The following is a 13874-nucleotide window of genomic DNA, read 5'->3' as shown; positions in this document are numbered from 1 at the left end:
CACCAATCCCGCCGTGTTCACCGCGATCCATACAACCAGCGCCACCAGGAAAACAACAGCCACCCACGCGATGACCTTGGCTGGCCGACTCGCCTTCTTCCGCGGAACCCCGGGCGGTGAGCGATCGTTCATCACTTCGCCTTCCGCAGCAAGAACCCGACCGAACCAATCGGGGCAGGACGAGTCGCATCAACCGGCTCCCACCCGCGCCCAACAAGTCCGGACAGTTCACGGTTCACGGCGTCCTCCTCCGACTCTCGCGGCAGGCGCTTCCCAGCCGGGAGCGAGATGTACCAGAACTCAAATGACATGGGGCGAGCCTAGCCAGCCGTTGACCTTCGTCCCGCCGTCGTCTCAGTAGGCTTCTCGTCATGAGTTCATTCTTCGAAGCGGAGGATGCGGATCCGCAGTTTCATATGTCGAAGGCCATCATCGATGCGCTAGGCAAGCTGGTCGTCGCATCCGGAAGGGTTGAGCACATCGTGGTGCTTGCGCTTCGTGGCTGTCTCGACAAGACCGACGAGGACACGAAGAAGGCGTTCACCCGGACCATGCAGTTCGCTAGCAGCTGCGACGCGATCACGCGAACGCTGAAAAGCGAGTCGTTCAGCGAGGTCGATCCGAAACTCGCTACTGACTGGGCGAATTGGCAAAGCAGGGCCAGCGGTTTCATGAAGACCCGTAACGCCCTGCTGCACAGCAGCATCGAGAACTCACCAGGCGGCGCTGTGGCTTTCACGTTGAAAGGACCGGAGGTCGTCACTCGTCTGAGCGCCGAAGGGATTATCGAAACTGCGGAGGAGGGCCAGCAGCTTTTCTACGCGGGGATCAACTTCGGAGAGAGGATTCAGAACGTGGTGTGGAGTGACCGGCTGTCAGTCGATCCGCCCACTGACACCGGCCTGCACAGATTGTGAGCCCTCCATCAACCCGAGGCGCCGCAGATTAACCTCGTGTTCCACAACACGACCATTTTCGTGTCGTAACGAACAAGGTCACCGAAGCGATGTTGGCCATGGATCCCAATCCATGGCGGTCTACGATCGTGGCCATGGATGTAGGCCAACGCTGGGCATTTCGGCGCGACAGAACTTCACGGTGGACCGAGGTGCAGGTCAAGGTTGTCGGTGTAACGCGTCCTCCTCGCTTCCGGGTCGAGTTCGTTGAGGACAGGTATGAAGGGAAGACTGAGTCAGTTTCGCCCTCGCGGTTGGAAGTGCTCTGGGATGAGCTGCCCGCCTATGACAAGCGCGATCGACGGTGGGGCGCTCTGAAGGATTCGCCCCGGCTAACTCAAGTAGAGGAGTGAGCTGCTGAGATCATCGTCCCATCGGTGCTCGGTAGTGACGTGGCTACCCTCTCCTGGACCGGCTACAACGGGGCGCTTGTTGTCTACGATCTGGACGCTCTGCTGGCTGTTCTCTCGTGGCCGACGGAGCGACTGCTGGGCGATGAGTTGACGATCGTTGAGGACGGTGAGACGTGGCTATCGTGGAGTATCGCCCGAGTGATCGTCGAGGAACTGGCACCTCGGCAGGCGACACAGATCTCCGAGAACATCGAGGCCAAGGAACGGGACGACCAGCGTAAGTCCGTCGCAGGCTACGACGTTCGACGAACGCGTAACTCTGAACTGATCTCGATACCGGGCGAGGTGGCCGCCCGCTATGCAGAGGAACACCAGACCCCTGTGTTCGACCAGGTACCGCGGCGGGTTGGACTGGAAACGTCGACTGACAGAGATGACCTGGTAGAGCTCCGGCGAGAAGTCGTCCGCCTCGGCCGTCTCACTCAGTGAGCGATCAACAAGGTTCGGGAGCTGCGGTCACTAAACGTTGCAGTTCAGTTGGAACACGAACTCTTGAACTCCCCAGGCCCACACGCCGGCTACAGCTGGGGCTCAGCTCGAGGTACTTTCAAATCGATGTATCACTGGGTGAAGTGGAGGACATCTGAAGGCACGATCCCTAGTCACTCCGCAGCCAGTTCGCAAGAGCCCCGATCAGGACCTATCGCGCCCTACACTGAACCACGCCAACAACCCCGGTAAGACAAGGGAGATGGGCCGCTCCTGCAGCAGCCGACAAAGCCTATGACGTTCAACGACAACGCCGACATCAGCGGGAACAAGGTCAAGCGACGGGGCAAGACCACCGGTATCGCCGTCGGTGGCGGCGCAGTGGGGGTCATCGTCATCGCGCTCATCTCCCAGTTCCTCGGCGTCGACGTCTCGGGCATCCTCGGCGGCGGGGGAGTCGGCGGCGGATCACAGGAGGAGACCCTCCTATCCGAGGAGTGCCAGACCGGCGCCGACGCGAACGCGAACGTCGACTGCCGGATGGGCGGCGCCTACTCATCTCTCGACGACTACTGGTCCGAGGAACTCCCGGCACTCGGCGTCGACTACACCTCACCGGCGGACTTCATCATCTTCGACCAGCAGACGAACACCGGATGCGGTGCGGCCTCGAGTGCCACCGGCCCGTTCTACTGCCCGCCGGACCAGACCATCTACATCGACACGAGCTTCTACAGCGAGCTGCGCGACCGCTTCGGCGCCTCGGGTGGCCCACTCGCGGAGATGTACGTCGTCGCCCACGAGTGGGGTCACCACATCCAGGCGCTCACCGGCGTCATGGATCGCGCCGACCGCAGCGGCACCGGGCCGGCGTCCGACTCCGTGCGCATCGAGGTCCAGGCCGACTGCTTCGCCGGTGCTTGGGTGGCGGCGGCGTCCGACACCGAGGACGCCAAGGGGGTCGCCTTCCTGAAGCCCGTGACGCAGCAGGAGATCGACGACGCGCTGAGCGCCGCGGCCGCGGTGGGCGACGACCGCATCCAGGAGGCGGCGACCGGCCAGGTGAACCCGGAAGCGTGGACGCACGGTTCGGCCGAGCAGCGCCAGCGCTGGTTCATGACCGGGTACAACGGCGGTCCGGCCGCCTGCGACACGTTCTCGGTGTCGGCCGACCAGCTCTGACACACCTGGGGGAACGGTGTGGTGGCACCGCCAGCCGGACGATCCACGCCATGCTAGAACGACCAGTGTGACGCGTCGAGCGCGCACCGAGGAAGGACAGGACCATGGGCGAGCCGTATCCCGAGATCGAGCCATACGAGACCGGCATGCTCGACGTCGGCGACGGACAGTCGCTGTACTGGGAGACCTCCGGCAACCCCGACGGCAAACCCGTCGTGTTCCTCCACGGCGGCCCCGGCGGCGGCACGAGTCCCGTCCACCGTCGCCTCTTCGACCCGAAGCGGTACCGGATCGTCCTCGTCGACCAGCGCGGCTGCGGCCGCAGTACGCCGCACGCGAGCGATCCCGCCGCCGACCTGTCCACCAACACCACCTGGCACCTCGTCGCCGACCTCGAGACGCTGCGGAAGGCGCTGAAGATCAAGCGCTGGATGGTGTTCGGCGGGTCCTGGGGCTCCACCCTCGCGCTCGCGTACGCCCAGAAGCACACGAAGCGCGTGACCGAGCTCGTCCTCCGTGGCATCTTCACCCTGCGCGACGAGGAACTCGACTGGTTCTACGAGGGCGGTGCGGCAGCCGTCTTCCCCGACCTGTGGGAGGGCTACCTCGAACCGATCCCCGTGGAGGAGCGCCGTCGGCTCATCGAGGCCTACCACCGGCGCCTGTTCGACGAGGACCCGGCCGTGCACGGTCCGGCGGCGGTCGCCTGGTCGCGCTGGGAGTCCTCGACGATCACGCTGCTCCCGCAGGCCGAGACCGTCGCCCGCTTCACGGACCCGCGGTTCGCCGTCGCGTTCGCGCGCATCGAGAACCACTTCTTCACCAACCGCGGCTGGTTCGAACCGGGCCAGCTCATCCGCGACGCCGACAAGCTCGCCGGCGTCCCCGGCGTGATCGTCCAGGGCCGCTACGACATGTGCACCCCGGTCTTCACCGCTTGGGACCTGCACCGCGCCTGGCCCGAGGCCGAGTTCACGATCGTCCCCGACGCCGGGCACGCGTTCGACGAGCCGGGCATCCTCTCGGCGCTCATCGACGCGACCGACCGCTTCGCGAAGGACTGAGCGGCACCCGGCGACGCCCTTCGACAAGCTCAGGGACCGGGGAGGCTCAGGGACCGGGTGCCGCTACTCCGTGAAGCGGGCGCGGCGCACGGCCTTGCCGCCGCGGAGAGCCTCACCGAGCGAGCGTCCCACGAGCCCCTCGCGGGCGAATCCGCTGAGGAGCTCCTCGGCGAGCGCACCGCGGTCGACGTCTGGCTCCGGGCCGTCGTCGACGCCGTCGGCAGGGCCGGCGAAGCCGTCGTGCGCGAGCAGGATCGACCCCTGGTGGCAGTGCCGGACGGCGTGGGCGACGCGCTCGTGTTCGCCGACGTCCTTGACGTCCCACGCGGTCGCGGTCCACAGCACCGTCTGGAGGCCGGCCCGCTTGACCGCCTGCCAGGTCTCGATGCTCTGCGCGCCGTACGGTGGACGGAACCACTCGATGCGCTGCCCGCTCAGCTGCTCCAGCTCCTGCTTCGCGGCGAGGGTCCGCCGGTAGGCGACCTCCTCGGGGAAGTCGGTGAGGCGGACGTGGTCGTCACCGTGGAGGGCGAGTTCATGGCCCTCGGCCACGATGCGGTGGAGCAGTTCGGGGTGCTTCCTGGCCCGTCCGACGAGGACGAAGAAGGTCGCGGTGGCGCCGGCCGCGGCGAGGGCGTCGAGCACGCCAGGTGTGCCGTCGGGGCTCGGGCCGTCGCCGTAGGTCATGACGACCGTGCGCTCCTCGGTGGCGACACCGACGATCGAACCGTGGACGGGCAGCGAGCCGGTGAGGCGTGCCAGCAGTGCCTGCCGAGCCTTCGTCATGTGTCCACCGCCCCGTGTGTCGATCCGTCCAACAGTACCTCGATGCGCTGCGGATGGGGAGCGTGGAGCTGCGGGGCGGGAACCGGCGGTCGTGCCGGAGGAATCAGGCCTGGACGAGCGTCGCGTCGAGCTCGCGCTGCTCGTCGAGTTGGGCGAGTGCGCGTCGGAGTGCGGTGCTCGAGGTGCTCATCGTGTACGGGAAGTAGACGACCTCGACACCCACCTTCGCGAATTCCGCTTCGAGCCGGAGGCCCTCGGCGGTGCCGCGCCAGTCGTCGCCCTTGAAGAAGATGTCGAAGCGCAGCGCGTCCCACGCCTGCAGCTTGTCGTCCCAGGTCTCCTCGACCGCCTCGTCGACGAAGCCGATGTGGCGGACGATCTCGAGTCGCTCCGTCAGCGGCACGATGGGCTCGATGCGCTTGCGGGTGCGGAGCAGCTCGTCCGAGACGACCCCGGCGATGAGGTAGTCGCAGGCGCTCTTCGCGTGCCGGAGGATGTTCAGGTGACCGACGTGGAACAGGTCGAATGCTCCGGCGGCGTAGCCGACACGTCCAGTGCCTCGTTCATGCATGTCGGGTGTTCCTCTCCTCGATCGGACGGCGATGTGCGGCGCCACGATGAGCCTGTTGTGAGCCTAGGGACGGGTGGTCTCCAGCGAGAGTCCACCTTCGGGTGCCGCCTGTTCGGGGGCTTGTCACGCGTCGACGCGGGCGGCGTCCAGTCGCGTCATGTCGCGGAACCACTTGATCGACGCGAGGAGCAGGTGCCCGGCGTTCGCGACGAACATGAGGGTGTAGGCGGCGAAGAAGAGGTACGGCGCACCCAGCAGCAGGAAGATCATGCAGAGGAAGCCGTAGTCGGTTGGGATGACGAGGAGCGAGCGCAGGGGCGTGCTCTTGCCCTCGGCGGTCGAGGTCGGGTACCCGTAGGCCTGCTTGAGCTGGTCGTTGAGGATCATCGCGAAGAACGACACGGCGCCGACGATGCAGTAGCCGATCGGGATGAGCAGGAGCTCGGGGCTCGGCAGGTCGAAGCCGCGGTAGGCGGTGATGAGCACGGCGAGGTGCAGGGTGGAGATCTTCGTGGCGTCGACGACGTGGTCGAGCCACTCCCCGCTGGCCGAGCCGCCGCCGCGCAGCCTGGCGACCTGGCCGTCCGCGGAGTCGAAGGCGTAGCCGATCGCGAGCGCGAGCCACACGGCGACACCGGACCACCACTCCAGGGGGAGGAGCAACAGCATCGCGATGCCGGAGAAGGTGAACACGGCGCTGATGGCCGTGACGAGGTTCGGGGTGAGCCCCACCTTGTAGGCACCGGCGGCGAGGTAGCGGCCGGCCTTGCGGTTCACGTAGATCGAGTAGGCGGGAGCTCCCGCCGCACGCTTCTTCTGGGCGCCGGCGAGGCGGGCGACGATGTCGGCGTAGGACTCGGGGATCGAACGGGTGTCGGCAGTGATTCGGGTCATGCCAAGCCTCCGGTGGTCTCGGTGATGCGTGTCGGTGTGGTGTGTACGACCGGTTTCGGGTTCCAGTCGATGGGGAGGCGGGCGAAGCGTCCGGTGCCGTGGATCGTCGCGCCGTCGGCGAGCCGCATGGCGAGTGCTTCGTAGCCGTCGGCGATGTCGTCCCAGCGGTAGACCTCGGCGGCTCGCGCCTGGAGGGCTGCTCCGACGGCCGCGGTGGCGGCCTCGTCCTGTTCGGCACGTTCGATGCATCGCGCGACCTCGTCGGTCGTCGCGAAGAAGGTGCCGGAGCCGCCGACGACCTCCTGGTTGAACACGGAGTCGAAACCGATCACGGCCGTGCCGGCCCCCATGGCGCGCAGCAGCGACGGGTTCGTCCCGCCGACGGAGTGGCCGTGGACGTAGGTGAGGGCACCGGCGTAGAGCTGGTCGAGGAGTTCCTGGTCCCACACGCCACCGAGCAGGTGCACGCGCGGGTCGCTCGCCGCGAGCGTGGCGATGCGCTCGCTGTGCTCGGCTCCGTACGGTGCCGAGCCCACGACGACGAGGGGGTGGCGGGCGCTGCTCGCGAGGTAGCCCTCGACGATCAGGTCGACGTGGTTCTCCGGTTCGAACCGGGCGACCACGAGGTGGAAGGCGCCGGCCTCGACGCCGGCTCCTGAACCGAGCAGGTCGGTGCGGGGCTGCTCGAGGATCTTCGCGCCGTAGGTGAGGAGTTCGGTCGGGACGCCGAACTGCTGCTCGTAGTAGTCGGCGATCCCCGCGGCGTCGGCGATGAGCGCGTCGGCCGTGCGGACGGACCGCTCCTCGGCCCAGCGGTAGTAGCGCTTGCCGGAACCGCTCCACTTCGCGCGCTTCCATTCGAGCCCGTCCACGTGCACGGCGGTCGGGACGCCCTTGGCGCGGATGACCGGGACGAAGGGGGCGTTCGCGGCGTTGAAGACGAAGGCGACGTCGTGGCGCCTCGTGACAGCCATGTTCAGCACCGACAGGGCGGTGTGGCTGAGCGTCTCCAGGACCTTCTTGCGGACGGCGGGCAGGTGCACGAGGCGCATCCCCAGGTGTTCGTCCGGCTGGTCGGCTGCGGTGCGACGGCAGAAGACGGTGACGTCGTGGCCACGGGCGGCGAGTCGGCTGCCGATCTCCTCGACGGCCGTCTCGAACCCGCCGTAGGCGGCGGGGACACCACGGGTGCCCACCATCGCGATCCGGAGCGTGCCGTCGGCCTGGCGACCGTGGGCGACGCTCCTGCGCTTCGGGGCCCTCATCGGGTGGTCGCCGCGGCGGATCGCGCGGCGGACTGCAGGGTGGTGTTCATGGCTGAGTTCGGGTCTCTCATGATGTCGCTGCCGGCCCACGGGGTTCGGGTGTGCGCCGCTGCTGCTGTCCGGCGTCTCGGACGCCGGTGTTCGGGTATCGGGTGCTCGGTCGGGTACCGGTGCACGACGACGATGTCGCGGCTCGCGCACCTGAACCGGATTCGTCCGCCTTCGGGGGCGGACGGCGTCGAAGCTCGCGTCGCTCGGGTAAGCGTCACGGATCTCGAAGCACGATCGGGTTCGTGCGCGCGAGCGGCGTCATTGACCTGGTGAATCGTCTCGACGGGTTCGGGTGTTTCGGGTGCCGAGCGGCTCACCGGTTCGCGGTAGTGGTGACGACTGTAGCGAAGTGTTGTCCCCTCCGATAGGAGTTTTGTCCTCTTTTTGCGGGACACCCCTCGCTTTGGGGGCATCACCGACAGAAGTCCTCGCATCAGTACGCGCCGACCGGTTTCAGGACCACCTTGACGGTCTGCCACATGATCATGAGGTCGCCGGTGATCGACCAGTTCTCGACGTAGTAGAGGTCCAGTCGGACGCTCTCGTCCCAGCTCAGGTCGGAGCGTCCGGAGACCTGCCACATGCCGGTGAGCCCCGGCTTGATGTGGAGGCGACGGTGGACGTCCTTCTCGTACTCGGCCACCTCGCTCGCGAGCGGCGGGCGCGGGCCCACGAGGCTCATGTCACCCGTGAGGATGTTCCAGAGCTGTGGGAACTCGTCGAGCGAGTACTTGCGCAGGATGCGACCCACCCGCGTCACCCGCGGGTCGTTCTTCATCTTGAACAGCACACCGTTGCCCTCGCTCTGCGCCATCAGGGCGGGCAGCGCGGCTTCGGCGTCGGTGATCATCGACCGGAACTTGAACATCGTGAACCGCTCACCGTTGCGCCCCACGCGCTCCTGACGGAAGAGGACCGGGCCCGGGCTGTCGAGCTTGATCGCGAGCGCGAGGAGGGCCAGCACGGGGGAGATGAGCAGCAGGCCGAGGCTCGTGAGGCCGACGTCGAGGGCGCGCTTCATGATGTGGTGGCCGCCCTCGAACTGCGGGATCTCCACGTGGATGAGCGGCAGCTCCTCGACGGGACGGAAGTGGATGCGCGGCCCCGCGACGTCGGTGAGGCGCGCGGCGAGGACGAGCTCGGTCGCCGTCCCCTCGAGGTCCCAGCCGAGTCGGCGGATGTAGTCGCTGCCGCCGTCGACGGGCCCGGCGATGATGACGGCGTCGGCGGTGAGGTTCGCTGCGGCCTGGGCGACGCCGTCGACGTGGGCGATGACGGGGACGGACCGGCCTCGGCTCGAGAACGGCTCGGCGGTCTCCTCGTCGGTGATGGCCGCGCCGACGACGGTGTAGCTCATGCTGTGCTGCTTGGCGACCTGCTGGAGGACGTAGTCGACGTCGTCACGGCGGCCGACGACGACCGTCCGTGCCGTGTACTCCCCGACGCGGCGACGGCTGAGCAGCCACCGGCGCCACATCCATCGGGAGGCGAGGAGGGCGAGGGTTCCGGCCGGCAGGGCGAGGACGAAGTAGCCGCGCGCGATGTCGACCTTCGCGATGAGGAACGCGATCGCGAGGATGCCGAACGCGAACGCACTGGCGTTGACGACGCGCTTGTACTCGATGACGCCGGAACCGATGATGCGGCTGTCGCGGGTCCTCGTGAACCCGAGGAAGGCGAGCCAGACGACCACGATGAGGCCGGACAGCAGGACGTAGAGCTGCTGGGCCTCCGGGCCGACGGGCTCGTCGCCGAACCGCACGACGAAGGCCGCGGAGACGGCGAAGAGGGCGATGGCGCTGTCGGTGAGGACGAGCCAGCGGCGGTAGCGCTTCGACCACTCCCGCTGGGTGAGCGAGGTGACGGCGGCGGGTGAGGACTCGGCGCGGATCGCGGACGCACGGCGTCGGCCCAGCGTGACCGGTGTCGCGATCGGGCCGGTCATCGGGAACGCGCTCTCGGAGAGTTCGGCGCTCATGCGTCGTGCCCTCGCGGTGCACGCTGCAGGACGGAGACCGCGGTTCGGGTGCGCGGGCGGGTCTGTCGGAAGGACCGACGGCGGTTCGGGTACGTCGTCATGGGGGCTGCTATCCGCTTGTGGGTTCGGGTGTGGTTCGGGTGCGCGGTGCGCACGGGCGGTTCGGGCCGCCCGCGGAGAACGCGACGTCGTTCGTGTCCCCACGACCGATCGACGATGCCGATCGGGATGACCGTCCCCCTTGGATATCCCTCAACTGTAGGAAGCGGGGGTCATCGGCGGATCCCCCACTCCAGGGGGTCGACGGCCCCCAATTCTGGGGGTGAGGCACGGGTGCCACGCGCGATTCCGTCGTGGATCGGTCGCTCGGCGACGGACTTCGTCGCTCGACGCCGACGCGGTGGATTGGGGGACAGCAGCCGTGTGCCGGGTCGTTGCAGGGAGCGGTGGAAGTCCCCTCCGAGGCTCGGGCGCTACATTGGTGCCATGGATGGAGCGCGCGCGACCGATGGCGTGGTCGCCGACGCCGCTCGTGATCCGATGGCGGATTGGCCGACCGGGCGCCTGTTGTCGACCGCCTCGCGACTCATCGAGCACACCTGGCAGCAGGCTCTGGACGGCATCGGCGTCACCCACGCCGGCCTCATCGTGCTGCACCTGCTGGACAGTGGTCCGGCGAGCCAGAAGGACCTCGCCCGACGGGCCCGCGTGCAGAACCAGACGATGTCGCGCACGCTCGACCGACTGGAGCGCGCCGGGCTCATCGAGCGCATCGCGGCCGCCGACGACCGCCGACGGCATGTGGTGAGCCGGACCGCGGCGGGCGACGAGGCGTGGCTGGCCGCGCACCGACTCGAAGCCGACGTCTTCCCCGAGCTCCCCGACGAGTCCGCGCTGCGCTCGCAGCTGCTGGCCATCATCCGCTCCGGCGAGTCCTCCCGGTGGTCGCCCGAGGACGTCGAACCCGCCTGATCGGTTCGCCCGGCCGGCCTTCCCCGGTCACTGAGCTTCCTTCCCCCGGTCACTGAGCTTCCTTCTCTGGTCACTGAGCTTGTCGAAGTGCCCCCGAGGAACTTTCGTGACGCGATCCCACCGAGCCCGGGCGGGCCGCCCGTACACCCGCGCCCCCAGTCCGGGGGTATTCGAGCTGGTGCTGCGGGACGAGAGTGGCTAGTGTGATCAAAGTTTCTATTGTGACTGTTGTGACACGATGTCGACCGCGACCCGCCGATGTCGGAGCGATCGTGTCGTCGGACTGGAGAATGATGACCCCCGCACGCACGCCCGGAGCACCGTACGGCCGTCGCCGTCCCTGGCTGGCGATGGCCCTCTCCGTCGGCGTCGTCACCGCGTCGCTCACCGTCGGCGCGCTGCCGGCCCACGCGGACGACTACCCGAGCTGGGCGGACGTCGAGGCGGCGAAGTCGAGCGAGTCCGCGAAGGCCGCCGAGATCACGAACATCACCGCGCTCATCACCTCCCTCCAGGAGCAGTCGGACGCCGCGTTCCGCACGGCGCAGATCGCCGCGGAGTCCTACCGGCAGGCGCAGGACGCGGTGACCGAGGCGACCGCTCGCGAGTCCGCCCTGCAGGCGCAGGCCGACGCCGCTGCGGCCGCCGCGAAGGTGTCGAAGCAGCGCGCCGGTGCACTCATCGCGCAGCTCTCCCGTGGGGGCGGCGGCGACGTCTCACTCGACCTCGTCCTCGGCGCCGGCGAGTCCGACGACCTCCTCTCGCGACTGTCCGTCATGGACAAGCTCGGCGAGCGCAACGCCGCGAGCTACGCCGAGGCGGTCACCGACCGGAATGCGGCGTCCGGGCTGACCGACCAAGCGGAGGTCGCGAAGACCGAGCGCAAGCGACTCGAGGGCGAGGCGCAGACGAAGTACGACGAGGCGGAGAGCGCTTCGGCTGCCGCGTCGGCCGCGGTCGCCGTGCAGGAGCAGCAGGCCAATCAGCTGTACGCGCAGCTCGCCTCCTTGAAGAACACCACGGCCGAGACCGAGCGCGGTTACGCCGCGGGCGAGTCCGCTCGCCAGGCTGCGGAGGCCGCAGCAGCTGCGGCAGCCGCAGCGGCGAACACGCCCCCGGCGTCGAACGGCGGTTCGTCGGGCGGCGGCGGCTCGAGCAGTGGCGGCGGTGGCGGTGGCGGTGCCTCCAGCGGTGGTGGAGGCGGCAGCCCCGTCGCGCCGCCGAACTCCGCCGGCGTCGAGTCGGCGATCGCCTTCGCGCTCGCGCAGGTCGGCAAGGGCTACCAGCTCGGCGGCTCCGGCCCCGACGTCTGGGACTGCTCGGGCCTCACCCGCGCCGCGTACGGCAGTGGCATCGGCACCCACTCGGCGACGAACCAGTACTACACGATGCAGTCGCAGGGACGCCTCGTGCCCTACAGCCAGAAGCAGCGCGGCGACCTCATCTTCTGGTGGGGCGGCTCCGACTACTACCACGTCGCGATCTACCTCGGGAACGGGCAGATCGTCGAGGCGGCCAACGAGCGGGCCGGCACGCGCGTCGGCTCGATCTGGGGCTCCGGCGACGTCGCGGCGTACGTCGGTCGCCCGACGGGTTGATCCCATGACCTCCGCCGAGGTCGACGCCTATCTCGACTCCCTCTCGCACCAGCTGAAGCCGGTGGTCGTCCGTCTGCGTGAGGCCATCATGGCCTCCGACGAGGGCTTCTCGGAGCACCTGAAGTGGAAGGCACCGAGCTTCGTCTACGCGGGCGAGGACCGCGTGACCTTCGCGCTGCACCCGGCGAACCGGATCCGCATCGTGCTGCACCGGGGCGTGCAGCGTCGGGCCGACGCCGACGGGTTCCGGTTCGAGGACCCGTCCGGCCTCGTCGTCTGGGCGGCTCCCGATCGCGGTGTCGTGACCTTCGCGAGTGTCGAGGCCGCGGCCGACGCCGAGGCCGCGCTCCTCGAGCTGATCGGTCGATGGGTGCGCGCCTGAGCGGTGCCGGACGGTGACCACCGACCGGCTCGGAGCGCGGTGTGTCGCGGCCCTCTGTGTGCGCCGGATCCGCCGACGTATGATCGACTGCCGAGCGAGCGACAGCGCGCCGACCCACCCGTCCTGAAGGAGGCGCCCGTGCGCAGTGCCGTGCTCGGCGTCGTCCTGCTCGTCATCGGGGCGATCGCGATCCTCACCGGCATCCTCCCGGGGAGCGAGGCGCTCGGCATCGCGGATCGCGTGTGGCCGATCCTCCTGTTCGTCGTGGCGATCACCGTCGTGGCCGAACTCGCCGCGGACGCCGGACTGTTCACCCTCGTCGCCTCGCGGCTCGTGCGGTGGGGCAGGGGGAGCACCTGGCTGCTGTGGGTGCTCGTCGTCGCGCTGGCGACGCTCAGCACCGTGTTCCTCTCGCTCGACACCACGGCCGTCCTGTTGACGCCGGTCGTGATCACGCTCGCCCGGCACGCGGGACTCTCGCCGGTGCCCTTCGCCCTCACCACCGTGTGGCTGGCGTGCACGGCGTCGCTGCTGCTGCCGGTCTCGAACCTCACGAACCTCCTCGCCGAGCACGCGATCGACGAGGCCTCGGCGGCATCGGGTGGCGGCCCGCTGGGGCCGGGAGGCTTCGCCGCGCTCCTGCTCGTGCCGGCGATCATCGCGGTCGTCGTCCCGTGCGTCGTCCTCGCGATCGTCTACCGGCGACAGCTCGCCGGGCGGTACACGGTGGACGTGGAGCCGAGCGACGACGATCGCGTGCTGCTGTGGGTCTCCGGGCTCGTCGTGCTCGTGCTGCTGCCGCTGCTGGTGTCCGGGATCCCGGTGTGGATGTCGGCGCTCGGAGCGGCGGTGGTGCTGGTGGTCGTGTTCCTCGTCCGTCGCCCACGGGCGCTCCGCCCGGCGCTCGTCCCCTGGCAGCTCCTCCTCCTCGCCTCCGGGCTCTTCCTCGTCGTCGAGGCGGCGCACGCGATGGGGCTGGCCCGTCTGCTCGCATCGATCGCCGGGACGGGGGACTCGCTCCCCGCGCTCCTGCAGCTGGCCGGGGTCGGCATGGCCAGCGCGAACCTCGTCGACAACCTGCCGGCCTACCTCGCGCTCGAGCCGGTGGCCGGCGACCCGGTGCGGTTCGCCGCCCTCCTCATCGGCGTCAACGCCGGGGCGCTCATCACGCCGTGGGCGGCCCTCGCGACCCTGCTCTGGCACAGCCGACTCCAGGCGGCCGACGTCGAGTTCGGGTGGGGGCGCTTCATCGCGCTCGGGTTCGTGGTGGCGCCGCTGACGGTCGCGCTCGCGACGGTCGGGCTGTGGGTGGCGCAGGGCTGAACGCGCCCGA

The 13874-nt window shown here is 68.8% G+C and carries 13 protein-coding genes; 8 read left to right on the top strand and 5 right to left on the bottom strand.

Annotated features, from left to right (window positions below; genetic code table 11):
- Positions 1–371 precede the first annotated feature (371 nt).
- The 4 genes from ASF68_RS06880 to pip all read left to right on the top strand — a co-directional run bounded on the left by ASF68_RS06880 (position 372) and on the right by pip (position 4044).
- On the top strand, positions 372–917 hold the full coding sequence (locus tag ASF68_RS06880) for a hypothetical protein (protein WP_157580231.1): 546 nt from the start codon (positions 372–374) through the stop codon (positions 915–917).
- Positions 918–1348: 431 nt separating this feature from the next.
- Positions 1349–1798, top strand: a complete 450-nt coding sequence (locus tag ASF68_RS06875) for a hypothetical protein (RefSeq protein WP_157580229.1) — start codon at positions 1349–1351, stop codon at positions 1796–1798.
- A 294-nt stretch (positions 1799–2092) separates the two neighbouring features.
- The gene (locus ASF68_RS06870; protein WP_056008525.1) at positions 2093–2980 is read left to right on the top strand and encodes a neutral zinc metallopeptidase; all 888 of its coding nucleotides are present in this window, start codon (positions 2093–2095) and stop codon (positions 2978–2980) included.
- A 104-nt stretch (positions 2981–3084) separates the two neighbouring features.
- Positions 3085–4044, top strand: coding sequence for a prolyl aminopeptidase (gene pip, locus ASF68_RS06865; protein ID WP_056008522.1), 960 nt, complete (start codon positions 3085–3087; stop codon positions 4042–4044).
- Between the two features lie 63 nt (positions 4045–4107).
- Here the strand turns inward: pip and ASF68_RS06860 are convergent, their stop codons facing one another.
- From ASF68_RS06860 to ASF68_RS06840, 5 genes are all read right to left on the bottom strand, one after another.
- Complete coding sequence (locus tag ASF68_RS06860; RefSeq protein ID WP_056008519.1) at positions 4108–4830, bottom strand: polysaccharide deacetylase family protein; 723 nt, start codon at positions 4828–4830, stop codon at positions 4108–4110.
- A gap of 103 nt (positions 4831–4933) precedes the next feature.
- On the bottom strand, positions 4934–5401 hold the full coding sequence (locus ASF68_RS06855) for an adenylyltransferase/cytidyltransferase family protein (RefSeq protein WP_056008516.1): 468 nt from the start codon (positions 5399–5401) through the stop codon (positions 4934–4936).
- Positions 5402–5524: 123 nt separating this feature from the next.
- The gene (locus ASF68_RS06850) at positions 5525–6295 is read right to left on the bottom strand and encodes a CDP-alcohol phosphatidyltransferase family protein (protein WP_056008513.1); all 771 of its coding nucleotides are present in this window, start codon (positions 6293–6295) and stop codon (positions 5525–5527) included.
- Positions 6292–7560, bottom strand: a complete 1269-nt coding sequence (locus ASF68_RS06845; protein WP_056008511.1) for a glycosyltransferase — start codon at positions 7558–7560, stop codon at positions 6292–6294. The genes ASF68_RS06850 and ASF68_RS06845 overlap by 4 nt, the downstream gene beginning before the upstream one ends.
- 484 nt (positions 7561–8044) lie before the next feature.
- Positions 8045–9589, bottom strand: a complete 1545-nt coding sequence (locus ASF68_RS06840) for a sugar transferase (protein ID WP_082498513.1) — start codon at positions 9587–9589, stop codon at positions 8045–8047.
- A gap of 486 nt (positions 9590–10075) precedes the next feature.
- On the opposite strand from ASF68_RS06840, the gene ASF68_RS06835 reads away from it, so the two are divergent.
- The 4 genes from ASF68_RS06835 to ASF68_RS06820 all read left to right on the top strand — a co-directional run bounded on the left by ASF68_RS06835 (position 10076) and on the right by ASF68_RS06820 (position 13864).
- Positions 10076–10561: a MarR family winged helix-turn-helix transcriptional regulator gene (locus ASF68_RS06835; RefSeq protein WP_235522573.1), complete on the top strand. Its 486-nt coding sequence runs from the start codon at positions 10076–10078 to the stop codon at positions 10559–10561.
- A 293-nt stretch (positions 10562–10854) separates the two neighbouring features.
- Entirely contained in the window at positions 10855–12159 is a 1305-nt protein-coding gene (locus ASF68_RS06830) for a C40 family peptidase (protein WP_082498656.1), read from the top strand.
- A gap of 4 nt (positions 12160–12163) precedes the next feature.
- On the top strand, positions 12164–12541 hold the full coding sequence (locus tag ASF68_RS06825; protein WP_056008506.1) for a DUF1801 domain-containing protein: 378 nt from the start codon (positions 12164–12166) through the stop codon (positions 12539–12541).
- Between the two features lie 138 nt (positions 12542–12679).
- Positions 12680–13864, top strand: coding sequence for an SLC13 family permease (locus tag ASF68_RS06820; protein WP_056008504.1), 1185 nt, complete (start codon positions 12680–12682; stop codon positions 13862–13864).
- Positions 13865–13874: the final 10 nt, after the last annotated feature.

Origin of the sequence: Plantibacter sp. Leaf314, from assembly GCF_001423185.1 — a bacterium.
Classification (GTDB): domain Bacteria; phylum Actinomycetota; class Actinomycetes; order Actinomycetales; family Microbacteriaceae; genus Plantibacter.
The sequence above is the reverse complement of the archived record's forward strand: the minus strand, read 5'-3'. Positions and strand labels throughout refer to the sequence as shown.